At 66.3% G+C, this 23,322-nt stretch carries 19 protein-coding genes; 17 read left to right on the plus strand and 2 right to left on the minus strand.

Translation table 11 applies throughout. From position 1 onward, the window contains the following. Positions 1-301 precede the first annotated feature (301 nt). Together F816_RS0113345 and F816_RS0113350 are read left to right on the plus strand one after the other, a co-directional pair. On the plus strand, positions 302-2,200 hold the full coding sequence (locus F816_RS0113345) for an ATP-binding cassette domain-containing protein (protein WP_019595137.1): 1,899 nt from the start codon (positions 302-304) through the stop codon (positions 2,198-2,200). 164 nt (positions 2,201-2,364) lie between these two features. Continuing rightward, a complete protein-coding gene (locus tag F816_RS0113350; protein ID WP_019595138.1) occupies positions 2,365-4,380 on the plus strand; it encodes a methyl-accepting chemotaxis protein in 2,016 nt (671 codons plus the stop codon). A 9-nt stretch (positions 4,381-4,389) separates the two neighbouring features. Here F816_RS0113350 and F816_RS0113355 read toward each other — a convergent pair whose 3' ends face one another. Further along, positions 4,390-6,336, minus strand: a complete 1,947-nt coding sequence (locus F816_RS0113355; protein WP_019595139.1) for a GNAT family N-acetyltransferase — start codon at positions 6,334-6,336, stop codon at positions 4,390-4,392. A gap of 231 nt (positions 6,337-6,567) precedes the next feature. Here F816_RS0113355 and F816_RS0113360 point away from each other — a divergent pair, with 231 nt between their 5' ends. From F816_RS0113360 to F816_RS0113430, 15 genes are all read left to right on the plus strand, one after another. After that, entirely contained in the window at positions 6,568-6,882 is a 315-nt protein-coding gene (locus tag F816_RS0113360; protein WP_019568585.1) for a lipid asymmetry maintenance protein MlaB, read from the plus strand. Continuing rightward, a complete protein-coding gene (locus F816_RS0113365) occupies positions 6,875-7,237 on the plus strand; it encodes a response regulator (protein ID WP_018169253.1) in 363 nt (120 codons plus the stop codon). Before F816_RS0113360 ends, F816_RS0113365 begins: the two co-directional genes overlap by 8 nt. A gap of 2 nt (positions 7,238-7,239) precedes the next feature. Continuing rightward, entirely contained in the window at positions 7,240-9,312 is a 2,073-nt protein-coding gene (locus tag F816_RS0113370; RefSeq protein WP_019595140.1) for a chemotaxis protein CheA, read from the plus strand. 20 nt (positions 9,313-9,332) lie between these two features. After that, positions 9,333-9,854, plus strand: a complete 522-nt coding sequence (locus F816_RS0113375; protein WP_019595141.1) for a chemotaxis protein CheW — start codon at positions 9,333-9,335, stop codon at positions 9,852-9,854. A 21-nt stretch (positions 9,855-9,875) separates the two neighbouring features. After that, positions 9,876-10,655: a ParA family protein gene (locus F816_RS0113380; RefSeq protein ID WP_019595142.1), complete on the plus strand. Its 780-nt coding sequence runs from the start codon at positions 9,876-9,878 to the stop codon at positions 10,653-10,655. 24 nt (positions 10,656-10,679) lie between these two features. Then, positions 10,680-12,923, plus strand: a complete 2,244-nt coding sequence (locus F816_RS0113385; protein ID WP_019595143.1) for a methyl-accepting chemotaxis protein — start codon at positions 10,680-10,682, stop codon at positions 12,921-12,923. A 35-nt stretch (positions 12,924-12,958) separates the two neighbouring features. Further along, positions 12,959-13,780: a protein-glutamate O-methyltransferase CheR gene (locus F816_RS0113390; RefSeq protein ID WP_019595144.1), complete on the plus strand. Its 822-nt coding sequence runs from the start codon at positions 12,959-12,961 to the stop codon at positions 13,778-13,780. Next, complete coding sequence (gene cheD / locus F816_RS0113395) at positions 13,780-14,403, plus strand: chemoreceptor glutamine deamidase CheD (RefSeq protein WP_019595145.1); 624 nt, start codon at positions 13,780-13,782, stop codon at positions 14,401-14,403. The genes F816_RS0113390 and cheD overlap by 1 nt, the downstream gene beginning before the upstream one ends. Further along, on the plus strand, positions 14,404-15,483 hold the full coding sequence (locus tag F816_RS0113400) for a chemotaxis response regulator protein-glutamate methylesterase (protein ID WP_019595146.1): 1,080 nt from the start codon (positions 14,404-14,406) through the stop codon (positions 15,481-15,483). 11 nt (positions 15,484-15,494) lie between these two features. Continuing rightward, the gene (locus tag F816_RS0113405) at positions 15,495-16,694 is read left to right on the plus strand and encodes a methyl-accepting chemotaxis protein (protein ID WP_019595147.1); all 1,200 of its coding nucleotides are present in this window, start codon (positions 15,495-15,497) and stop codon (positions 16,692-16,694) included. Positions 16,695-17,053: 359 nt separating this feature from the next. Beyond that, positions 17,054-17,359 (plus strand): STAS domain-containing protein, encoded by a 306-nt coding sequence (locus tag F816_RS0113410; protein WP_019563018.1) that lies wholly within the window; start codon positions 17,054-17,056, stop codon positions 17,357-17,359. A gap of 60 nt (positions 17,360-17,419) precedes the next feature. Beyond that, positions 17,420-19,153, plus strand: coding sequence for a SpoIIE family protein phosphatase (locus F816_RS0113415; protein WP_019595148.1), 1,734 nt, complete (start codon positions 17,420-17,422; stop codon positions 19,151-19,153). Beyond that, positions 19,150-21,309, plus strand: a complete 2,160-nt coding sequence (locus tag F816_RS0113420) for a bifunctional diguanylate cyclase/phosphodiesterase (protein ID WP_019595149.1) — start codon at positions 19,150-19,152, stop codon at positions 21,307-21,309. The genes F816_RS0113415 and F816_RS0113420 overlap by 4 nt, the downstream gene beginning before the upstream one ends. 273 nt (positions 21,310-21,582) lie before the next feature. After that, the gene (locus F816_RS0113425) at positions 21,583-22,302 is read left to right on the plus strand and encodes an SDR family NAD(P)-dependent oxidoreductase (protein ID WP_019595150.1); all 720 of its coding nucleotides are present in this window, start codon (positions 21,583-21,585) and stop codon (positions 22,300-22,302) included. Between the two features lie 285 nt (positions 22,303-22,587). Next, the gene (locus tag F816_RS0113430) at positions 22,588-22,809 is read left to right on the plus strand and encodes a cold-shock protein (protein ID WP_196799411.1); all 222 of its coding nucleotides are present in this window, start codon (positions 22,588-22,590) and stop codon (positions 22,807-22,809) included. A gap of 176 nt (positions 22,810-22,985) precedes the next feature. On the opposite strand, the gene F816_RS0113435 is transcribed toward F816_RS0113430, so the two are convergent. Beyond that, positions 22,986-23,322: IS110 family transposase (locus F816_RS0113435; protein WP_019594640.1), on the minus strand; the 337-nt coding region annotated here is incomplete at its 5' end.

A 23,322-nucleotide genomic window follows, 5' to 3' on the forward strand; every position in this document is an offset into this window, starting at 1 on the left:
AACCCCGGCCCGCACAGCGGGCCGGGGTCGCGGCAGTCGGGCGTGTTTCTTGGGTACTTCTTTGCACGAGCAAAGAAGTACCTCGCGGCGCGCTGGCGAGTCAGCGCTCGGCAGGCGGCCGGACGAAAGCACCGTAAACACCAGATGGCGAACCAGGCCCGGCCTCTCCCGGCAGGCAGTAGAAAGAACGCGATTCGCGCTCCGGGATGGCGAGCCTGTAAGGCCTCACGGTGCGCGCTACGACACGCCAAGGTGATAGTCTTGGCGCCCGCAACAACACTTGCTCGCGACCGGAATTCGAATGGCACTTCTCACCCTGCGCAACATCCATCTGGCCTACGGCATGGCCTCCCTGCTCGATGGCGTCAACATGAGCCTGGAGCCCGGCGAACGCGTCGCGATCGCCGGGCGCAACGGCGAGGGCAAATCCACCCTGCTCAAGGTCATCACCGGCGAGGCCCAGGCCGATTCCGGCGAACTAACCCGCCAGGATGGCCTGACCACCGCCTACCTGACCCAGGAACTACCGCCCGGGATCGAAGGCACGGTCTTTGACGTGGTCGCCGAGGGCCTCGGCGAGGCCGGCCGGTTGCTGGAACGCTTCCACCACCTGAGCCAGGCCGCTGCATCGGGCGACATGGACGCCCTGGACAAGATGGGGCCGGTGCAATCGAAACTCGACGCCATCGACGGCTGGAGCCTGCAGAACCGGGTGGAGACCACGATTTCGCACCTGAGCCTGGATCCCGAGGCGCAGTTCGCCGCGCTGTCGGGCGGGCTGAAGCGACGGGTGTGGCTGGCGCGCGAGCTGGTGCAGCGGCCGCAGTTGCTGCTGCTCGACGAACCCACCAACCACCTGGATGTGGCCGCGATCCGCTGGCTGGAACAGTTCCTGATCGAGAGCGGACTGACCGTGGTGTTCATCAGCCATGATCGCCAGTTCATGGAGAGCGTAGCCACGCACATCCTGGAGCTGGACCGCGGGCATCTGTACGAGCACCCGCCGTCCATCGAGGCCTTCCGCGAGCGCCAGGCCGAAAGGCTGGAAACGGAGGCCACCCAACGCGCGGAGTTCGACCGCAAGCTGGCCCAGGAGGAGGTCTGGGTGCGCCAGGGCATCAAGGCGCGCCGCACCCGTAACGAAGGCCGCGTGCGAGCACTTCAGGCATTGCGTCGCAAGCGCGCCGAACGCCGTGAACGCGGCGGCCAGGTGAAGATGAAGCTGAGTCCAGAACAACGCTCCGGACGCCTGGTGATCGAGGCGGAACACGCCGATTTCGGCTACGACACGCCCATCGTGCGCGACGTGAACCTGCTGCTGCAGCGCGGGGATGCCCTAGGCATCGTCGGACCCAACGGGGCCGGCAAGACCACCCTGCTGCGCGGGCTCCTGGGCCAGATGGAGCCGCTCGCAGGCAGCATCAAGCTGGGCACCCAGCTGGAGATCGCCTACTTCGACCAGGCCCGTGCCCGCCTGGACGAGGCGACCACGGTGCAGGATGCGGTCGGCGAGGGCCGCGACCGGGTCATGGTCAACGGCGAGAGCCGCCACATCCTGTCCTATCTGGAAGACTTCCTGTTCCCGCCCGCGCGCGCCCGCCAGCCGGTATCCGCTCTGTCCGGGGGCGAGCGCAACCGCCTGCTGCTGGCCAAATTATTCCTCCGCCCGGCCAACCTGCTGGTGCTGGATGAACCCACCAACGACCTGGACGTGGAGACGCTGGAGCTGCTGGAACAGCTGCTGATCGAGTACACCGGCACCGTCATCGTGGTCAGCCACGATCGCTCGTTCCTCGACAACGTGGCGACCTCGACCCTGGTCCTACCGGGCGACGGGGCCGTGGAAGAGTTCGTCGGCGGCTGGTCGGACCTGCCCGATCGTGTCACCCGGCGCCTGCTGGAAGGCGAATCCGCGGCCACACCGGAGCCCGTGCCCGCGGCACAGCCATCGGCGCCCACACCCGAGCCTGCGCCGGCCGCCCCACGCAAGAAATCCTACAAGGCAGCACGCGAGCTGGAGGCCCTGCCGGCGCAGATCGAGACCCTGGAACAGGAGCAGCAGAGCCTGACCACGGCCATGACCGAGCCGGACGCCCTGCGCGACGGTGACCGCATGCGCGAACTCCAGGCGCGGCTCGAAGCCGTCGACTCAGAACTGGCCCACTGCTACGAGCGCTGGGAACAGCTGGAATCCGACTAAGCCCCGGCACGTCTATCCTCCGGCGACTCCCTGAATAACCGGCTCAACTCTGAGCGCGGCCGGCCGTAACAGGGATTGAATCACCACCTTTCGCGTCCGCGGTCGTCATGGCCGCGGCCGGTTCGTGAAGCGCCGGACACAAGGCGCCCAGAAGGAGTCATCGCATGCTGGACAAACTCTCCATTCGGGGGCTACTGATCGCCGGCTTTGGCCTGGTGGTCGCCATCCTGATCATCAACTCCCTGCTGGCCCTGCGCGCGATGAGTACGGGCAGCCAAGGGGTTGAACAGCTCACCCAGGCCGACTACCCGGCGGTAGCCCGGGTCAATGACGTCGAGCAATTGCTGCAGGAGAGCGCGGCGTTTCTCGGGTTCTACCTGATGAGCGAGGAGCAGTCCCACCGCGACGCGTGGCAAAACGCGATGCGTGACCTCGATGGCGCAACCCGCGCCCTGAACGAGAACCCGGTGATCGCCGCCGACGAGGAACTGTCCGCCAGCGCGACCGAGGTCCGCCGGCTGGTCAACCAGTTCGCCAGCTTCGAGGACCGACTGATCGAGGTGGCCGAAAACCCCGCCGAAAACATGCCGGCGCTGGGCATCGCCAATGCCCGGGCCAACCCCGCCAGCCGCGAGATGACCCAGCAGACCAACATGATGATCAGCGCCGAGATGGGTCTCCCGCGCTTCCAGCGGTCCTGGGATCGTCTCGACACCCTGCATGACCTGCGCATGTCGGTGGTGCAGGTCACCTCGAACCTACGCGGCTTTATCGCCTTCCGTGACGATGCCTTCCGCGAGAATGTCCGACTGTTCTCGACTCGCACCAACGACATCACCGCACAACTGATGGACCAGTTCGACGATCTGGACTTCGAACAGCAGATCGCGCTGGAGGACTTCCAGGGGGCGCTGGACACCCAGAACACGGCGCTGGATGACCTGATCGAGATCCACAGCAGCGAACAGGCACTGCAAGACGCCTACCTGATCCGCACCGAGATCGGGCCCGTACTGATCGAGGCGCGTGACCACCTGCAGGGACTCAGCGAGCGGATTACCCATCGCGCCGAGCGCAGCGCCGCCGCGCTGACCGCCGACATGCGCGCGACCCAGACCACCCAGGGCGTACTGGCCCTGATTGGCGTGATCCTGGGCTTGGCCGGCGCGGTGTTCATCATCCTGGTGGTCCGTCGCGCCCTGGCCCACTCGACCGCGGCACTCGAGGAGATCGCGGACGGCGACGGCGACCTGAGCCGCCGCCTGGACGAGAACAGCCTGATCGAAACCGCCCAGCTCGGCCGCGCCTTCAACCGCTTCACCGACAAGATCGCCCAGGCCATCGGCAATGCCCGCGGCGGCACCGAGACGCTGAATCGCGCCACCGAGAACCTGAACCAGGAGGCCTACCAGGCCCGCGAGGCCGTTTCGCGCCAGCGCGACGAGACCGACCGCGTCGCCACCGCGATCAACGAACTGCAAAGCAGCGCCGAGGAGATCGCCCGCAACACCGATGCGACCTCCCAGGCGGGCCAGGAGGCCGGGAATGCAGTGAACAACGGCTCCGAGGTGATGAGCAAGAACATCGAGTCCATGGCCTCGCTGCTCGGGACGGTCGAACAGGCGGCCGACACCGTGGCCAAGCTGGGCGAGGACTCGAAGCAGATCGGGACCATCCTCGAGGTGATCCGTGGCGTGGCCGAACAGACCAACCTGCTGGCCCTGAACGCGGCCATCGAGGCCGCCCGTGCCGGTGAACACGGCCGCGGCTTCGCGGTGGTGGCCGACGAGGTACGCAAGCTGGCGACCCGTACGCAGGAATCCACCGACGAGATCGAGACCATGATCGCGCGCCTGCAGTCCGCCACCACCAGCGCGGTGAAGGCCATGCAGCACGGCCAGGAAGAGGCCGAGGCCACCATGGAGCACACCTCCGAGGTGAACGGTGCCCTGCAACAGATCCGCCAGTCGGTGACCACGATCGTGGAGATGACCGAGCAGATCGCGGTCGCCTCGCGCGAACAGAGCACCGTAGTCGAGGACATCAACCGCAACATCGTGCAAATCTCCGACGAGGCGGATCAGTCGGCCAATACCGCCGACCGCGTCAGCGCCGCCTCCGACGAGCTCAAGCAGGTAGAGAAGGAGATCCAGCAGGCACTGGCCCAGTTCCGGCTCTGACCGGGCGGGTTACAGACTCCGGGCCGCCAGCCAGTTCCGGGCGGCGCGACGCAACCTTCGGGTGACGCCGCGCCGCCCGGAAACCTCCCGCTCGCCTGCCAGTCGGTCCCAGTCGATGGGCTGCGCCAGGCTCGCCTCGAGCAGCTGACCTTCCGTCTCGTCCGGCGGCGCCACCGCCAACTGCCGCAGCAACGCGGGAAGCGCCCACTCCAGGGGCCGCGCCCGATGGGAAAAGGCTCGGACCTCCTTCAGATCCGCCACCGGGTCAACCGGCAACAAGGGACAATCTCCCTCCGCATCCTGATCCCCAAGGACTTCGCTCACCATGGCCGCGGTCGTGTCCGGCAGGAACCGTGGATGCCAGGCCGGCCAGTCGCGCCGAAAGGCCGCCAATGCTTGTTGCAGCCGAGGCTGCAATCGGGGCGCGATCGCACGCAGGACCACGCCGCTCACCTGGCCACTGGCCGCATCCGGCTGGACGCCGACTCGCACCAGGCCATAACCCGCGCGCTGCCAAACGTGCAGCAACACAGGTTGCAGCCCGAAACTCGCGCCAATCAGCGCCACCCCCTTGGCACCAGCCCGGTCCTCGACCGCACGCAACAGACGTCTCCCCAGGCCGCGCCCCTGCCAGTGCGGATGCACCGCAATGCGCTGAATGCGCCACACGCCCTCCCCCGCCAGGTCGAAGTCACCCCGGGCCGCAACGGTGCACGGCAGGAAATGCCCCTGTGGGCGCCGTTCGCCCGACCAAACCGCTTCGGCTATCGCGCGCTCCAGTCCGCCCTCTTCCTGGATCAGAACCACCCCGAACAGGGCGCCATCCGCCGCCCCTTCCAGCAGCAACAGGTGAACACCCGCATCATCCAGCCAGCGCGCCAGATCGGAGGGCCGTGTGCGGTAATGGGCATCCGCCAGCAGGCCCATTACCGCCCCCAGGGTTTGCGGCGTGTCCGCGAGCGCCGCGCCCGTGCTCCAACGCAACCGCACGGCCTGGGAGACCGGGGGGCGACTCGCCGCCTCCAGCAGGAACAGCCGATTCAGCCAGTCCTCGAGCGGATCGCCCGGGGCCCAGCGAACCGGTGTATCCAGAGTCTGTAGCCGTACGCGAAAGCCCGCCCCCTCCAGGGCCGGCAACGCACGCAGCCGAAAGCCCTGCCCGCTCCCCTCGAAGCCGCCGGTCGTGGTCGCCAGCACCAGGCGCCGTGCCAGCCGGGCCAACTGAAGCAGGCGCTCGACCGGCATGCTCGCAGCCTCGTCGATGATCAAGGTATCCAGCGGTTCCGCCTGTTCCAGCAAAACGGCCGGGGCCCGGTAGTGCCGTTCCGGCGCGGGTGTCCAATGCCGGGCGCGTGCCAGCAATGCGTCCACGGCCCGTGGTCCCGGTGCCGTCAGCGTGATCGTGGATTCGCCGCGCCGCAGTGCCGCGCCCAGGAACTCGCCCAGCAGGGTCGACTTGCCGCGACCGCGCGGGGCGGTCAACGCCACACATTCGCCCGGCGCGAGTCCCGCCAAATGCCCCAGCGCGACGGCCTGATCCGGCGTCCACGCAAACGGGCCCGCCGCTCTCGGCATGATTCCGGGCAGTCGATCCGCCGACGGTGGTTCCACCGTCCGCACCCACGGCTCGGCCAGCGCCGCCTGCCAGCGGCGGGCAAACGCCCCGTCTCCGCCGGTGCCGTCGAGGATGACCAGGGTGCCACCGCCGACCAGCAGGCCTGCGACCGTGACCAGGGCGTCCACCGCGAGCGGTTGTCCGGCCTCGAATACCAGGGCCTGTACCTCGTGCCCCAGCCAATGCCCAGCCTGCGCCGGTGCCACATGTGGCACCCCGTCGGGCGACGAGCGGCCCACCCACAGCACCGGCCCCTCCACCGCCGCAGCCCGCAGCCAGTTCGCAGCCACCTGACAGGCTGCGGCATCGGTGGTCAGGCGATAGAGCGTACGGGCCTGCATATCGGCGGCTCCTTCCGATCAAATGACACGTGAGACAAGCGGGTCTCCTGAGCTGAAAGCGGCGAGATGTCCAGACTGTCGAGCCAAAAATCCAGCCCTTTATCGGCTGATCAAGGTGAAGCGCGTCTCAAGTTTTCTTGCTCCCAGCCGTACAAGATTTCTACACAGGACTGGAACAAGCCTGTACAAAACCTGTACAGTGTTCACCCAGACAAGAGAAGGTTACTGCAGATGACCCCCATTGCGTTGCCGGAACGCCTGCGCATCGATACCGCAGCCGAATGCTGGCAGGAACTGCGCGCGGCACTGGATGCCGGCGAAGACCTGCAGCTGGATTCGGCGGCCGTGAATGATGTGGACGCCGCCGGCGTGCAGGTCCTGCTGATGGCCCGCCATTCGGCCGCCCGCAAGGCGCAAGGCTGTTCGCTCATCGGGACCAGCGCGGTTCTGGCTCAGGCCCTGCAGGCACTGGGCGCACCCGAAGACGGTTTTGCGTCGAGCGCCGCACAACACGACGACAAGGATTCAGGAGACATCAATGGCTAAGGTTCTGGTGGTGGACGATTCCGCCTCGATGCGCCAGATGGTCGCATTCACCCTCAAGCAGGCCGGGCACGAGGTCGTCGAGGGCCGCGACGGCAAGGATGGCCTGAGCAAGGCCCAGGGCGCCAAGGCGGATCTGGTGATCACGGACGTGAACATGCCCGCCATGGACGGCCTGCAGCTGACCCGCGAGCTGCGCAAGCTGGGCGACTACAAGTTCACCCCCATCCTGGTGCTCACCACCGAGGCCGGGCCGGAGAAGAAGCAGGAAGGCAAGGCCGCCGGCGCGACGGGCTGGCTGGTCAAGCCGTTCGACCCCGATCAGCTGATGAACACCGTCAACCGGGTGCTGCGCTAGTCATGTCGATCGACATGGCCCAGTTCATCGATGCCTTTCTCGAGGAGAGCTTCGAGGGGCTGGAGCGCATGGAGACCGAACTCCTCGCGCTGGACGATGGCGACCCGGAGACGCTGAACACGATCTTCCGCTGCGCCCACTCGATCAAGGGCGGAGCCGGGACCTTCGGGTTCGGCGCGATCTCCGGGTTCACCCATGGTGTGGAGACCCTGCTGGACCGTATGCGCAACGGCGAGCAGGAGGCGGCCCCGGACACGGTGAACCTCCTCCTGCGCGCGGTGGATACTCTGCGTGCGCAATTGCATGCCGCCCGCGATGGCGGCGAGGCCGACCCCGCCGAGGTAGCCGAAGTGCGCGCCCTGATCGAGGCCCATCTGGGAGATGCCGTGCCCGCCAGCGAAGCCGGGAACCCGCCGGCAGTCGGTGGCGACAATGGTACCGATTCCTCCAGCGGCGGGGACCACGGTGGCCCGCGCGGCTGGCGAATCCACTTCCGGCCCTACGCGGACCTGATGCGCACCGGCAACGACCCCCTGCGCATGTTCGAAGTGCTAGAGGAACTGGGCAGGCTGACCGTGCACTGCGACACCGACCGCCTGCCGGACAGCGTCGATGCCTTCGATCCGGAGGACTGCCACCTCGCCTGGACCCTGGAGCTGGAAGGCGATGCCACCCGCGACCAGATCCAGGAGGTCTTCGAATGGGTCGAGGACGAGTGCGATCTGGAGATCGAGCCTCTCGAATCGGGCGGCGAATCGGGCGGCGAACCGACCGCTGATGCGCCCGCACTAATAACGCCCGAGACGGACGCACCATCCGACAGCCAGCCGGAGACACCGGCCGCACGCGGCGCCAGCGGCGCACGCGGCTCGGAGTCCAGCTCCATGCGGGTGAACACCGGCAAGATCGACGCCCTGATCGACATGGTGGGCGAACTGGTCATCACCCAGTCAATGCTGACGGACATCAGCGAACAACTCGAGGAAGACCCTTCGCAGATGGAGGCGCAGATCGAGCGCCTGCGCACCGGACTGGGCGAACTGGAACGCAATACCCGCGAGCTGCAGGAAAGCGTGATGAGCATCCGCATGGTGCCGATCGCGCAGGTCTTCAACCGCTTTCCGCGGCTGGTACACGACATCTCCGGGCAGCTGGGCAAGCAGATCGAGCTCACCCTGAAGGGCGAATACACCGAGGTCGACAAGACCGTCATGGAGCACCTGGGCGACCCGCTGGTGCACCTGGTGCGCAACGCGGTGGACCACGGCATTGAAATGCCCGAAGAACGCGCTGCGGCCGGCAAGCCGGAGACCGGCCAGGTCACCCTGGAGGCCTTCCACCGGGGTGGCAACGTGGTGATCGAGATCCGCGACGACGGCAAGGGCATGGACGCCGACCGCATCCTCGCCAAGGCCCGCGATGCCGGTCTCGTAGGACCCAACCAGCACCTGGACCGCCACGAGGTCCTGCAGCTGATCTTCGAACCCGGCCTGTCCACGGCCGACCAGGTTAGCGACCTGTCAGGTCGCGGCGTCGGCATGGATGTGGTCAAGAAGAATATCCGCGGTCTCGGCGGCAACGTCGAGCTGGAGTCGGAACCCGGCAAGGGTTCGCGCCTGACCATCCGCCTGCCGCTGACCCTGTCGATCATGGATGGCCAGTTGCTGAAGATCGGCGAGGAGACCTTCGTGATCCCGCTGATCGCGATCGTCGAGTCGCTGCAGACCCTGCCAGAGAGCGTGAAACAGGTCTTCGGCAAGCTGCCGCTGTACCGCCTCCGGGACGAATACATCCCGATCGTCGACCTCGCGGCCCTGTTCGGCCGTACCGAGCCCAGCCCACTGCCGGAACGCGCCCTGCTGGTGGTCGCGGAGGCCGACGACCAGCGCGTGGCGCTGCGGGTCGATGACCTGCTCGGTCAGCAACAGGTGGTCATCAAGACGCTGGAAACCAATTTCCGCAAGGTCCCCGGCACGGCCGGCGCGACCATCCTGGGGGACGGCCAGGTGGCCCTGATCCTGGATGTCGCCGGGATCGCGCGCATGGCCAGCGGGCGCGATACCCGCGCGGCCTGATCATCAAGGAGCCGAACGCAATGGCGAACGACGCAACCCAATCGATCCACGACCCGGCCACCGCCGGCGAGGACCAGTACCTCACCTTCATCCTCGCGGAGGAGGAATACGGCGTGGACATCCTGCGGGTGCAGGAGATCAAGGGCTGGGAACGCCCCACACCCCTGCCCAACACGCCGGACTACATCCGCGGCGTGATCAACGTGCGCGGCATGATTGTGCCGATCATCGACATGCGTCTGCGCTTCGGCATGGAGCCGCTGGAGTACGGCCCGACCACGGTGGTCATCATGCTGCGCGTGGTCGGCGAGGAACGCGAACGCGTAATGGGCGTGGTCGTGGATGCGGTCTCCGAGGTCTACAACATCGGCGCGGACAACCTGCAGCCGGCACCCGACTTCGGGACCCGCATCGGGGTCAACTTCGTACGCGGGCTGGCGACCGTCGAGGAACAGATGATCCTGGTGCTGGACATCGACACCCTGCTGGGTCCCGGTCTGATCGCCAGCGCCGATGCCATCGAGGCCGAGGCGACGGCGTAAGCCCGACCTCGCACACGGACCATGCGAACCATCGCGGTGATCAACCAGAAAGGCGGGGTCGGAAAGACGACGGTAACCCTGAACCTCTCCCATGCCCTGGCCCTGCAGGGCTACCGGGTGCTGGCGATCGACGCCGACCCGCAAGGCCACCTGAGCATGGCCTTCGGGCTGGAAGACCCCGCCGGCCTGGACCGCGTACTGCAGGACGGGGCCCGGTTGCAGGATGCTTTTAGCGAGGCCGGCAACGGACTGCAGATCGTCGCCGCCGGGGATCAACTGCAGGAGGTCGAGAACCTGAACCAGGGCGGCGCCGAACGCGGCTGGCGCCTGAAGAAGGCCCTGGACGCACTGGATCAGCCATTCGATTTCGTGCTGATCGACTGTCCGCCTTCGGCGGGCTTGCTGGGAATGAACGCGATCATCGCGGCCGACGAGATGCTGATCCCGGTGGCCGGTGACTTCCTGGCCCTGAACGGCCTGTCGCGACTGATGCGCATCCTCCACGGCGTCGAGGCGCGCCTGGGCTCGGCCCGCAAGAAGTGGATTGTGCTCTCGCGCTTTGTCGAGCAACGCCGGCATGCCCGCGAGGTCCGCGAACGCATCCGCGAGCACTTCGCCGATGCCCTGCTGCCGACCACCATCCGCGAGACGGTGGTGCTGGCCGAAAGCCCGAGCTTCGGGCAGACGATATTCGAGTACCAGCCGCGCCACCGCGCGGCCGGGGACTTTCAGCAACTGGCCGCCGATCTGGTCGCGGCCGGGGCACCAACAACCACCCGCCCGACGGCGGCACACGCCTGAGCCTCGAGCCAGGGAGAACGGGCCATGACGACACGCAAACGCAACAAGCTGGGCAACGACCCGCTGGGCTGGCTGGACGAATCCGGCGCGGCCGGCGAGGCGAGCGGCGACGAGCCCTCGACCGCGCCTCAGCCGACCGTTACGGCCACGCCCGAGCCCCTATCCGGCCCGCAAACCGACACTTCCAAGAAAACGAACAAACCCGCGCGTCGCCGCACCCCGGCATCGCGCCAGACGAACAAGCAAAGCGAGGACACCCCCATGGCCGCCACTCCGCAAACCGACGCCACACACAATGCCCCGAACGAGATGATGGACGGGCACTTCATGCGTGCCGCCTGCGAAGGCTCGCAGATGGCCGTGATGATGTGCGACACCGACATGAACATCATCTACGCCAACTCGGCCGTGATCAGCCTGCTGCGGAAACGCAGCCATGTCCTGCAGCAGCACTTCCCGAACTTTGACCCGGATAACCTCGTTGGGCAGTCCATCGACCAGTTCCACAAGGACCCGTCGCATCAGCGCGCCATCCTGTCTAACCCGGCACGCATGCCGTACACCGCCGAGATCGAGGTCGGTGGCATCGATTTCAAGCTGCAGGCCTCCGGCATCACCGATGACAACGGCGCGCTCGTCGGCAGCATGGTGGAGTGGCAGGACATGACCGAATGGAACCAGTCGGAACGCGAGCGCGCTCGCTTCAAGGCGGCGATCGATGGCGCTACATCGTCACTCATGATGTGCGACGAGAACATGACCATCACCTTCTCCAACGCAGCGCTGACAACCATGTTCCAGAAGCATCGGGCAGCCTTCACCAAGGCGTTCCCAAGCTTTGATCCGTACAACATGGTTGGCCAGTCCATTGACCAGTTTCACTCGGTTCCGTCGCATCAGCATTCGATCCTGAAAGACCCCTCCAAGCTGCCCTACCAGACCGAAATCAGCCTGGGTGATCTGCGCTTCTGGATTAACGCCACCGCAATCATCGACGAAGACGGCAATTACGCCGGCAACATGCTGGAGTGGCGGGATGTCACCGAGATGCGAAACGCCGAGGCCGAGATCGACACCCTCATCCGTGACGCCGCAAGCGGCAAACTGGGTGAACGCCTTGAGGCCGAACGCTACAGCGGCTTTACCCAGAGCGTTGCGGAAAGCGTAAACGAACTGCTCGACGCCGTCGTGCCGCCCGTTCGCGAGGGCTCCCGCGTCATGCAAGCCATGGCGGAGGGCGACCTCAGCGTCCGCATGGAGGGCGAATTCCAAGGCGAATTCGGCGAGTTCCGCGACGCCATCCACACCTCGCTGGAAAACCTCGACAACCTGGTCGGGCAGATCCTCGAGGGCGCCGGCAACGTGCGCTCGGCCTCGGCCGAGATCGCCCAGGGCAACACCGACCTGTCCCAGCGCACCGAAGAGCAGGCCTCCTCGCTGGAGGAGACCGCCTCGTCAATGGAGGAGATGACCTCCACGGTCAAGTCCAACGCCGACAATGCCCGCCAGGCCAATCAGCTCGCCAGCGCCGCGCGCGACAAGGCGCAGGAAGGCGGCCAGGTCGTGGAGAAGACCGTCTCGGCGATGGGCGAAATCAATCAGTCGTCGAAGAAAATCGCCGACATCATCGGCGTCATCGACGAGATCGCCTTCCAGACCAACCTGCTGGCGCTCAACGCGGCAGTGGAAGCCGCCCGCGCCGGCGAGCAGGGCCGCGGCTTCGCGGTCGTCGCCACCGAGGTGCGCAACCTCGCACAGCGCAGTGCCCAGGCCGCCAAGGAGATCAAGACCCTGATCAACGACTCGGTGGAGCGCATTGGCGAGGGCAGCAAGCTGGTCGACAACTCCGGCAAGGCGTTGGAGGAGATCGTCGACTCGGTGAAGAAGGTCTCCGACATCATCGCCGAGATCGCCGCCGCCAGCGAGGAGCAGTCCACCGGCCTCGACGAGATCAACAAGGCCGTGACCCAGCTCGACGAGGTCACCCAGCAGAACGCCGCCCTGGTCGAAGAGGCCGCGGCCGCCAGCGAGTCACTGGATGACCAGTCACGCGAACTGCTCGACCTGATGAGCTTCTTCAAGGGCGAACAGTCCGCGGCCGCTGGCCGCTCGATGAAGCAACCGCACGCCAAGCCGGCACCGCAGCCCGCCTCCGGGAGCGCCGGCGGGCTGAAGCGCCCGGCCTCTGCCGGTGGCAACGCCGCCGCCAAGCGTCCGGCTGCAGCGCCCTCGCGCCAGGAAAGCTCGGAAGAATGGGAAGAGTTTTGAGTCCTGACACTCAACCCATGCCAGGGAGAGACTGATTGGCCGCCTCCGATCGCCTGAGCGAACGCGACTTCCGGCGCGTAGCCCGCCTGACCCAGGAACGCACCGGGATTATGCTCAACGAGAGCAAGAAGGAGCTGGTTTTCAGCCGGCTCTCGCGGCGGCTGCGCGTGCTCGGTCTCGACGCCTTCGACACCTATCTGGACCGGGTCGAGGGGGGTGACGAGGACGAACTCGAGGAGTTCATCAATGCGCTGACCACCAACCTGACCGCGTTCTTTCGCGAACCGCATCACTTCGAGATGCTGGGTGGCCCCGTGCTGCAGGAGATCCGACGGCTCAACCCGAACGGCCCGCTGAAGGTCTGGTCGGCGGGGTGCTCCACCGGCGAGGAGCCCTACTCCATCGCCATGACCCTGGCCGAGGCCCTGCCCTCGCCGGATGACGTACGCATCCTGGCCACCGATATCGACTCGCGCGTGGTCGAGCATGCCGACGCCGGGGTCTATGACGCCAAGCGCGTCACCGGCATCCCGCGGGCACGGCAGAAACGCTGGCTGCTGCGCGGCAAGGGGGCCAACGAGGACCGGGTGAAGATCCGCGACGAGCTGCGCGCCATGGTGCACTTCCGCCAACTGAACCTGTTCGATCCGTGGCCGATGAAGGGCCCTCTGGACGTGATTTTCTGCCGCAACACGCTGATCTACTTCGACAAGCCGACCCAGAAGCAGCTGGTGGAGCGTTTTGCCACGCTGCTACGTCCGGAGGGCTACCTGTTCATCGGCCATTCGGAGTCCCTGTTCCGCGTGACCGAAGACTTCCGGCTGCTGGAACAGACGCTGTACCGGCGGGCCGGCTGATGTCCGCCCTGCCGCAGCTGCACGATGGCGCCTTCGCGCACATCAATCGCTACTGGGATCGGGTGCATGCCTGCCCGGCGGCGAAGCTGCTGCCGGGCGAATGCTATGTCTCGGTCTCGCATTCGGAGCTGATCACCACGGTGCTTGGCTCCTGCGTGTCTGCCTGCGTGTGGTCATCCGAAGCCGGGGTCGGGGGCATGAACCATTTCATGCTGCCGGATGGCGACCGCGACAGCGGCTGGGGACCAGCCGTCTCCAACGCCACCCGCTACGGTACGCACGCGATGGAGTTCCTGATCAACGAGCTGCTCAAGCTGGGAGCCCGGCGCGAGGATCTGCGCATCAAGATGTTTGGCGGTGGCCGCGTGATGGCCGGAATGAGCGATGTCGGCGCGGGCAACATCGCCTTCATGCGCCGGTTCCTGCGTGACGAGAAACTGGAATTGGTAGCGGAAGACGTGGGCGGGCGCTGGCCGCGCAAGGTCGTGTTCTTTCCCGCCACCGGGCGAGCACGGGTCAAAAAACTTGTGTCCCTGCACAACAACACCCTGCTCGAACGCGAGCAGGACTACCGCCGCCGACTGCAGGACGACCCCCTGCAGGGCGACGTGGAGCTCTTCTAAATGTCTGCCACCTCCAAGCCCATTCGCGTCCTGGTCGTCGACGACTCGGCCCTGATCCGCAAGCTGCTTACGGAAATCCTGTCCCAGGCGCCGGACATCGAGGTCGTGGCTGCCGCGGCCGACCCCTTCGACGCTCGCACCAAGATCAAGCAACACGAGCCGGACGTGCTGACCCTGGATGTGGAGATGCCGAAGATGGACGGCATCACCTTCCTGCGCAATCTGATGCGGCTGCGCCCGATGCCGGTCGTGATGGTCTCGTCACTGACCGAGGAAGGGGCCGACGTGACCCTGGAGGCGCTGGAGGTCGGCGCGGTGGATTTTGTCACCAAGCCCAAGGTGGATGTCTCCCACGCCCTGCAGGACTATGCCGACGTGCTGATCGACAAAGTCCGCACGGCGGCGCGCGTCCGCCTGCAGGCGCGCAGCGCCACGCCCGCCCCGGCACCGCAACGGCTGGCCAGCGCGGGCAGCGGACGTTTCCGAACCACCGATCGGGTCATCGTCCTGGGCGCCTCTACCGGTGGCACCGAGGCCCTGCGCGAGGTCCTGGTCACCCTGCCACCGGACGCCCCGGGTATCCTCATCACCCAGCACATCCCGGCGGGGTTCAGCCGCGCCTTCGCCGAGCGCATGGACCGCAACACCGCGCTCAGCGTGAAAGAGGCCGAGGACGGCGATATCGTGATGCCCGGGCATGCCTATGTGGCCCCTGGCAGCGACTACCACCTGCGCCTGGCACGCGACGGCGCCCGCTACATCTGCCGGCTCGACCAGAGCGGCCCGGTAAACCGCCACCGCCCCAGCGTCGACGTGCTGTTCAACTCCGCCGCCGAGCAGGCGGGGGCCAACGTCGTCGCCGCCCTGCTGACCGGCATGGGCGACGATGGCGCCCGCGGTCTGCGAGCGCTGCGCGACGCCGGCGCCCACACCATCGCCCAGAACGAGAGCACCAGCCTGGTCTGGGGCATGCCTGGCGAAGCGGTCAAACTGGACGCCGCGGTGCAAGTCCTGCCGCTGGGGGGCATCGCCGCGTCCCTGATCCGTGACCACCGCAACGCCGCCGCATCCGGCCAATAGGAGCAATGTGAATGGACGACCGCATGCAATGGCTCACCCGTGATTCGGCCCAGAAAGCCCTGGCGCTGGCACTGACCGCCCTGCTCCTGCTCGCGGCCATCATCGCCGGCTTCTCCACCGCCTGGTGGCAGGCACTGGCCGCCGCGATCCTGGCCGGGCTGGCAGCGCTGCTGGCCCTGGGCATCCAGCAGCGCGGGCCGACAACCGCTGACACCGTGTCCGATGAGCGCGCATCCCCGGGCCAGCCCACCGGCGGGAGCGAACTCTCCGACGAGCTGGATCAGGCAATGGACTTCGAACTGGGGCAGCTGTCGGCCGAGATCGGCCGCCAGCGCGGGCTGATCGCCGAGGCGGTGAAGGAACTGGGCACGAGCTTCAACGAGATGCACGAGATCGCCGGACGCCAGATGGAACTGATGACCAGCGATGTCACCCAGGACGGCGACGACGAGGGCATGACCCATGCCGAGGTCATCATCGAGCTGACCCGCAAGTCCGACCAGACCCTGCAGATGTTCATCGACACCCTGGTCCAGATCAGTCGCCAGAGTGTCGAGAGCGCCCACCACATGGAAGACATGAGCCAGCACATGGACGGGGTGTTCAAGCTGCTGGACAGTGCCGGCGCGATCGCCGGGCAGACCAACCTGCTGGCGCTGAACGCCAGCATCGAGGCGGCCCGCGCCGGCGAAGCCGGGCGCGGCTTCTCGGTGGTGGCCGACGAGGTGCGCTCGCTGTCGCAGCGTTCGGCAACCTTCCACGACGACATCCGCAAGCAGATCGACCAGGCCCGCGAGTCGATCAGCAAGGTGCATGGCACGGTGCACGACATGGCGTCGCGCGACATGAGCGAAAGCATGGGCGAAAAGGAGCGCATTACCCACCTGTTCGAATACGCCCGGCGCGCCACCGACGAACTGGACGAGCGCATCCGCGAGGAGGCCGAGTTGAGCGAACGCATGCACCAGGCCGTCGCCCTCGCCGTGCGCTCACTGCAGTTCGAGGACATTGCCCGACAGTCACTGGGCACCGCCGAAGAGGCGGTTGCCCACCTGCAGGAACTGCAGGGGATCCTGCACGAGGCCCGCTCGACCGAGGACGCCCGGGCCATGGCGCAGCGCGTGCGCGAGTGGCGCGACCGGCGCCAGGAGAACTACCACCGCGCGGTGGAACAGCAAAACATGGGCACGGGCGAGGTGGAATTGTTCTGAGCTTTTGCCGTCCTATTAATGAACACGCTCGCGTTGACACCCCACAAGTTATTGAAAGCAGGGGCTCGGCCGCCCGTTATTGACGAAAACGGGCGCGCGCACGGCGTTGCGGCTCCCTTGTGCAGAGTGACTGCACGGCAGTCACCGCGCCTTGTTCGCACGCAAAAGCGACTCGAGCGCGAACGTGTTCATTAATCAGTGTTTCCCTAACGGCTGCCTTGTTACGACACGCCTGTTGGTCATTTTTCGGCGGGGCGCAGATCCCGCTTGCCGTGCACCATACGCTGAGGCCACCAGAAAGGTTGCGTCAGCGTTTCCATTACCGGGCAGCAAGCCCGCCAGAACGCCAGGAACCACACATGAGCATCGAGCAACACGCCTCCGACGATGGCAAGGATGTCCGCATTCGGATCAAGGGTCGGTTCGACTTCGAACAACACCAGGACTTCCGCGCCGCTTACCGCGCAACCGCCGGGACCGGCGTGCGCTACACCGTGGACCTCTCGCAGACCGAGTACATGGACAGCTCCGCGCTGGGCATGCTGCTCCTGCTGCGCGAGCACGCTGGGGGTGAATTTTCCGATGTCACCATCGCCGGCGCCTCCGAGGGTGTGCGCAAGGTCCTGGATATCGCCAATTTCGGCCGCCTGTTCCGCATCCAGTAACGCGGCATCGTGAACCAGACGACCGATACCTCAGCCACCTACCCGCCCCCTCCGGATGAAATGATCTCCGGCCAGGGCTTGGTGCTAGTCGCGGACGACGACCCCCACAACCGCCGCCTCCTGCGCATGATGCTGATGGGGGCCGGATACCGAATCCGCGAGGCCAACGACGGCCTGGCCGCGGTCGAGGCCTGCCGCGAGCAGGTACCGGACCTGGTCCTGATGGACGTAATGATGCCGGAGATGGACGGCTACCAGGCCACGTCCATCATCAAGACCGAGATGGGAGATCACTTCGTGCCGGTGATCTTCCTGACTGCCCTGGATGACGAGAACGCCCTGCTGCGCGGTATCGAGTCGGGCGGCGACGACTTCCTCAACAAGCCGCTGAATCTGGCGATCCTCAAGGCCAAGATCCATGCGATGGAGCGCCTGCGCGATCTGCACACGGGGCTGCAAAGCCGCAACGAGGCCCTGCTGCGGGCCCAGGCGCGTCAGGCCTGGGAGGAAGAAACCGCCGAGGGCCTGTTCTCGCGCGCCATCACCCGCCGCAATCGCGGCCTGGATCGGTTGCGGCTCCACCGCTGCGCCGCCTCCACCTTCAGCGGCGACGTGGTGCTCTCCGATTACACCCCCGACGGGGCGTTGCGCGTGCTTGTAGGGGACTTCACCGGCCATGGTCTGACCGCCGCCATCGGCACCTATCCGGTCAGCGAGACCTTCCACACCCTGACCCAGGAGGGCGTGGACGACCAGGAGTTGTTGCACGAACTGAACCACGTCCTGCACGACTTCCTGCCCGCGGCGATGTTCATGGGGGCGGTTCTCGCCACGTTCTCCCCCGACGGGCACCGGGTTCGCCTGTGGAACGGCGGCATGCCCGACGCCTGGCTGTGCAACGCGCACCAGGACCGCGTGCGACGCATCCAGTCGCAGGCCATGCCGCTGGGTATCCTCGACCGTCTCGACCTCGATACCGGCGCCCGTTCCTTCGATCTCGACGAGGGCGACTGGCTCACCCTGGTCAGCGACGGGGTGCTGGAGGCAACCGATGTTGCCGGGGTCGCCTTCGGCGAAGACACCGTCTTTCGCCAATGCCGCGCCAGCCATTCCGCTGCCGACGCCTTCGAGCGCATCCGCGAGGCCCTGGACACCCACTGCGGCGACCAGACGCCTGCCGACGACATGACCCTGGTGACCATCGACTGCACCCCCTCCGTGGTTACCGAGAGTGGCCGCCCGCAAGGCCGCCAGCTGCGGGGCACCCTGCGCTGGTCGCTGGAGGCCAGCGACCAGCGCCTGGCGGAAGTCGATCTGGTTGGCGCGGCCCGCACCCAGCTACTCGAATGGCTACCCAACCTGGGGGGCGGGCACGCCGAGGCACTGCAAACAGTGATCGCCGAGCTTTGCAACAACGCCTTCGAACACGGCGTTCTGCGCCTGGACTCCGACATGAAGGCCACGGTGGAAGGCTTCGAGCAGTACTACCAGCAGCGAGCCGAGGGGCTGCGCGACATTCGCGGCCGGATCGGCGTGTCCCTGCGCTACCGACCGATGGCCACCCAGCACTGCATCCGCATTCGGGTCCGCGACAGCGGACCGGGCTTTGACCACCAGCACCTCCAGGAAACGCTGGAAGGCCGGGGAGACAAGCGGCTGTGGGGCCGCGGGCTGACCCTCGTCCGCCAGCTCTGTGAAGACGTTCGCTACCACGGCAGTGGCAACCTGGTGGAGGCGGATTACCGCTGGGATGTCGCCCCGGGCATCCCGGACAAGAAGAGGGCATCCGCATGACCTACGCCCTGGAGTCCGGGCGCAGTCCGGCACCCATCAATTTGGTCAACGCCCTGGGCGAGGCGGTCCTTTTCGTGGCAACCGATGGCCAAGTGCGTTACGCAAACCCCGCGGCGGAGCGCCTTTTCGGTGCTACCGCCTGCAGCCTGGACGGATGCGATCTGACCACCCGGATCACACCCCGCGACTCGGCCTTCGATCTGATTGAACGGCTACGCGAATCGACCCTGGCCGGTGGCCTGATCCCCCGCCGCGACCCGGTGGAGATCCTCTGCGAGGATGGACAGACGCGGTCCGCCCTGCTGGACATCGGAAGCTGCCAGTACCCGCATGAAGCCGTGCAGTTCGTGGTGCTGCGCGAGCCGCACACGGACCAGCCCTACGACACGCCGGAACAGGTCGAACACCTGCGCGAGGCCATCGACCTGCTGACCCGCCAGGTGCAAGAACGCATGCGCGCCGAGCAGGCCCTGCAGGATAGTCACCGACGCCTGCTGGCTGCCCAGCGCGTGGCCCGTATTGGGCATTGGGATCTGGACTTGGTGACCGACGAAATCCAGCTTTCCCCGGAAGCCAGCGTGCTGTTCGGGCATGACGACCGCCCCCGCTCCATGACCCGCGAGGCGCTGATCGAAGCGACCCACCCGGATGACCGCGCAGCCCTGGCCTTCGCCCTCCTGCGTCTGGCCAACGGCGAAACCCCGCGCTTCTCCATCCGCCACCGCCTGCTACTGCCGAACGGCGAAGAACGCTACATGCTGGCCGAGGGTGAACGCGCCGGGGAAACCCCCGGCCGCATCCTCGGGATCCACCAGGACCTGACCGACCGCGAGAAAACCGAACAGGCGTTGTTCAAGCTGGTCAACTTCGACGCCCTGACCGGCCTGCCCAACCGCACGGGTTTGCGCACCCGTCTGCGGGCGGCCCTGGAAGACGCCGAACGGCAGGGTGAATCGCTGGCGGTGCTGCTGCTCGACATCGACCGGTTCACCTCGATCAACAGCACCCTGGGACACGACGCCGGGGATGCGCTGTTGCGCGCCTTCGCCCAGCGGCTGCAAAACTTGCTGCGCCCGCGCGACACCCTGGCCCGCCTGGCCGCCGACGAGTTCGCCGTGATCCTTACGGAAATCGACGATCTCGAGCAGGCGAAAGAACGTGCCAACGCCATCCTGCAACACTGTTCAGAACCGTTTGCCGTGAGCGGCGGCCAGCATGTAGCCACCAGCAGTATCGGCGTCAGCCTGTTTCCTCAGGATGCCCATGGCAAGGACGACCTGTTGCGGCATGCCACCGGCGCCCTGCACGAGGCAAAGAACCTCGGGGGCCACACCTACCGCTTCTATACCCAGGAACTGAACAGCCTGGCGCGCGAACAACTGGAGCTGGAGCAATCGCTACGCGCCGCGATTCACCAGCAAGAATTCGAGCTCCACTATCAGCCGCAGACCGGGCTCAATCGCGGCGACACCGTCGGTGTCGAGGCCCTGATCCGCTGGCATCACCCCGAGCGCGGCATGGTATCGCCGGGCGACTTCATCCCGCTGGCGGAGAAGACCGGGCTGATCGTGCCCATCGGCGACTGGGTCCTGCGCACCGCCACCCAGCAACTGGCGGAATGGGATCACCTGGGCCTGCCACCGCTGCGCCTGGCCATCAACCTGTCCGCCCGGCAGTTCGCCGACCCCGAGCTGCCCGAGCGCATCCTGGAAACCCTGCAGGCGGCCGGGCTCGCCCCCGAGCGCCTGGAGGTGGAGATCACCGAGAGCGTACTGGTCGAGGATATCGACGCGGCGGCCGCGATGCTCCAGCGTCTGGTGCACCTGGGCGTCTCGGTGGCGATCGACGACTTCGGCACCGGGCAGTCATCCCTGCGCTACCTGCGGCGGCTGCCGCTGACCACGCTGAAGATCGACCGTGAATTCACCTGGGGTATCGGCAACGACCCGGACGACGAGGCGATCACGCGCGCGATCATCGGCCTGGCCAAGACCCTGAAGTTGCGGGTACTGGCCGAGGGCGTGGAGACCGAACAGCAGCACGCCTTCCTGCGCGAGATGGGCTGTGACGAGGTCCAGGGCTTCCTCCTCGGTCGCCCGATGCCCGCCACCCAGCTCGAACACGAATGGCAGAAACGCGCGCGCACGCCGGGGTAAGGGTCGTTTTGTTCACCGCCGAGGACACGGAAAAACTGAAGATGGCCTTGAGGCGAGCAGGATGCTGATGAGCGCAGCGAATCGCATCGATCCCACGGGGCAACCCGCCCCCGATGCGTTTCGCATAGCTCAACGCGTCCTACCGCTGCGCGCCGCGAATCCGCCTGAAAGCCGTGTGGTGTCCTCTGTGGTTCAACCGCCCTGGCCCTACTTCGTGCCTTCGTTCGCTTCGTGATAGACAATCTGCCTAACACCAAAACCAAGGAGAACGACATGCAGGACAGCGGTTTCGGTTCGGCACTCGTCACCGGCAACTCCAGCGGTCTGGGCCTGGGCCTCACCCGGGCACTGCTGGAACGCGGCGCGAAGGTCTACGGCATGAGCCGGCGCGGCTGCCCCGAGGCTGGGGTGAGCGGCGACGAAAAAGTGGATCTGGGCGATTTCAACGCCACCGGGGCCGCAATGGAGCGACTGCTGGGCGGCGTGGACCGCGTTGATCTGGTAGTGCTAAACGCCGGGCTACTGGGCCACATGCAGCGCATGCAGGACGCGCCGATGGACGAGTTGCGCCTGCTGATGGACGTAAACACCTTCGCCAACAAGGTCATCCTCGACGCGCTGCTGAAGCATCGCGTGGCTGTCGGCCAGATCATCGCGATTTCCTCCGGCGCGTCGGTCTCCGGGCATGCCGGCTGGAGCGGCTATTCGCTGTCCAAGGCCGCGCTGAACATGATGATGCAGCTCTACGCGCACGAGTTCCCCGAAGACACCGCCATCAACGCCTTCGCCCCGGGCCTGGTCGACACCGCGATGCAGGACTACCTGTGCGACGAGGCCGACCGCGACAGCTTCCCGGTGCTCCAGCGCCTGAAGGCGGCGCGCGGCACCCCGGACATGCCCGCCCCGGAAAACGCCGCGCGCGCCATCCTGGATGCCCTGCCGCGCCTGCGCCACACGACCCGCGGCAGCTTCGTCGACATCCGCCAACTCTGACGCCCGTTTCTGTTTCGCACGCAGAAAACCGCGGTGGAAACGCTCTTGACTCTGCCCTTCTTCGCGGCTTCGGGCGGTTCAGGCGCGGACCGCGCCCCAACCCGGAAAATCGGCTTTGCAGCGCCAAAAAAGGTTCATGGAGGGGCGTTGGATTTTGGCTGGGATGGCGCGTATAGTCGAAAGCGTGATTCGTGGTTGAGCGACAACACTAGGAAGTTTCTAGTTTCTGAACCAGTGCTCCCGTTGATCTGTTGGCAGCATGCCGCGAACACATTTGTTAGTTACATGAAGAGGTTACAAGTTGTGAATACTGGTGTTGTGAAGTGGTTCAACGAGAGCAAGGGTTTCGGTTTTATTACCCCTGATGATGGCGGCAAGGACGTATTCGTCCATTTCTCCGCGATCAGCGGTTCGGGTTTCAAGACCCTGGCCGAAGGCCAGAAGGTCTCCTTTGAAATTCAGGAAACCGCCAAGGGCCTGGCCGCCGGCGAAGTGACCGCCATCTAAGGCGCCACTCCCAAGGCTGACGGCTCCTTCGTTGGACCGTCCGAAAAGGCCGCCTCCGGGCGGCCTTTTTCGTGTCCGGCGTTATGGATTCACTACCAAACGACCCCCTATCCCCTCTGTGCCCTCTGTGTGCGATCACTCTTGACTTGGAAGTAACGGGTAGATACCGTCTTGATCTATGAGTTGCAAGGCATGTCATTACGGGGTTGATACGGGGTTTGCGACTTGAGCACGCCGAAGGCGATGTGCAGGAGCTTGCGCATGGCCGCCCCGATCGCCGCCATCTTGGCCTTGCCCCGCCTCAGGAGGCGGTGATACTGGTGCCGCACGTCCGGGTTGTAGCGGGTGGCCACCACAGCCGCCATGTAGAGCGTCTTGCGCAGCCGGCCCGAGCCGGCCTTCGCCAGTCGCGGGGGCCGCTGGATCGAGGTCCCGGACTCCTGATGGACCGGTACCAGCCCATGGAACGCCGCCGCCTGCCGGGCGCTCGTGAACGTGCGGCTGCGCAGCGTC

The organism is Thioalkalivibrio sp. ALM2T (assembly GCF_000381505.1).
Lineage (GTDB): Bacteria > Pseudomonadota > Gammaproteobacteria > Ectothiorhodospirales > Ectothiorhodospiraceae > Thioalkalivibrio > Thioalkalivibrio versutus.

Coding starts and splice junctions, on each gene's coding strand:
- F816_RS0113350 (WP_019595138.1), top strand. CDS start 2,365: ATGCTGGACAAACTCTCCATTCGGGGGCTACTGATCGCCGGCTTTGGC.
- F816_RS0113385 (WP_019595143.1), top strand. CDS start 10,680: ATGACGACACGCAAACGCAACAAGCTGGGCAACGACCCGCTGGGCTGG.
- F816_RS0113365 (WP_018169253.1), top strand. CDS start 6,875: ATGGCTAAGGTTCTGGTGGTGGACGATTCCGCCTCGATGCGCCAGATG.
- F816_RS0113405 (WP_019595147.1), top strand. CDS start 15,495: ATGGACGACCGCATGCAATGGCTCACCCGTGATTCGGCCCAGAAAGCC.
- F816_RS0113425 (WP_019595150.1), top strand. CDS start 21,583: ATGCAGGACAGCGGTTTCGGTTCGGCACTCGTCACCGGCAACTCCAGC.
- F816_RS0113410 (WP_019563018.1), top strand. CDS start 17,054: ATGAGCATCGAGCAACACGCCTCCGACGATGGCAAGGATGTCCGCATT.
- cheD (WP_019595145.1), top strand. CDS start 13,780: ATGTCCGCCCTGCCGCAGCTGCACGATGGCGCCTTCGCGCACATCAAT.
- F816_RS0113355 (WP_019595139.1), bottom strand. CDS start 6,336: ATGCAGGCCCGTACGCTCTATCGCCTGACCACCGATGCCGCAGCCTGT.
- F816_RS0113380 (WP_019595142.1), top strand. CDS start 9,876: ATGCGAACCATCGCGGTGATCAACCAGAAAGGCGGGGTCGGAAAGACG.
- F816_RS0113375 (WP_019595141.1), top strand. CDS start 9,333: ATGGCGAACGACGCAACCCAATCGATCCACGACCCGGCCACCGCCGGC.
- F816_RS0113415 (WP_019595148.1), top strand. CDS start 17,420: ATGATCTCCGGCCAGGGCTTGGTGCTAGTCGCGGACGACGACCCCCAC.
- F816_RS0113345 (WP_019595137.1), top strand. CDS start 302: ATGGCACTTCTCACCCTGCGCAACATCCATCTGGCCTACGGCATGGCC.
- F816_RS0113430 (WP_196799411.1), top strand. CDS start 22,588: ATGAAGAGGTTACAAGTTGTGAATACTGGTGTTGTGAAGTGGTTCAAC.
- F816_RS0113360 (WP_019568585.1), top strand. CDS start 6,568: ATGACCCCCATTGCGTTGCCGGAACGCCTGCGCATCGATACCGCAGCC.
- F816_RS0113400 (WP_019595146.1), top strand. CDS start 14,404: ATGTCTGCCACCTCCAAGCCCATTCGCGTCCTGGTCGTCGACGACTCG.
- F816_RS0113370 (WP_019595140.1), top strand. CDS start 7,240: ATGTCGATCGACATGGCCCAGTTCATCGATGCCTTTCTCGAGGAGAGC.
- F816_RS0113420 (WP_019595149.1), top strand. CDS start 19,150: ATGACCTACGCCCTGGAGTCCGGGCGCAGTCCGGCACCCATCAATTTG.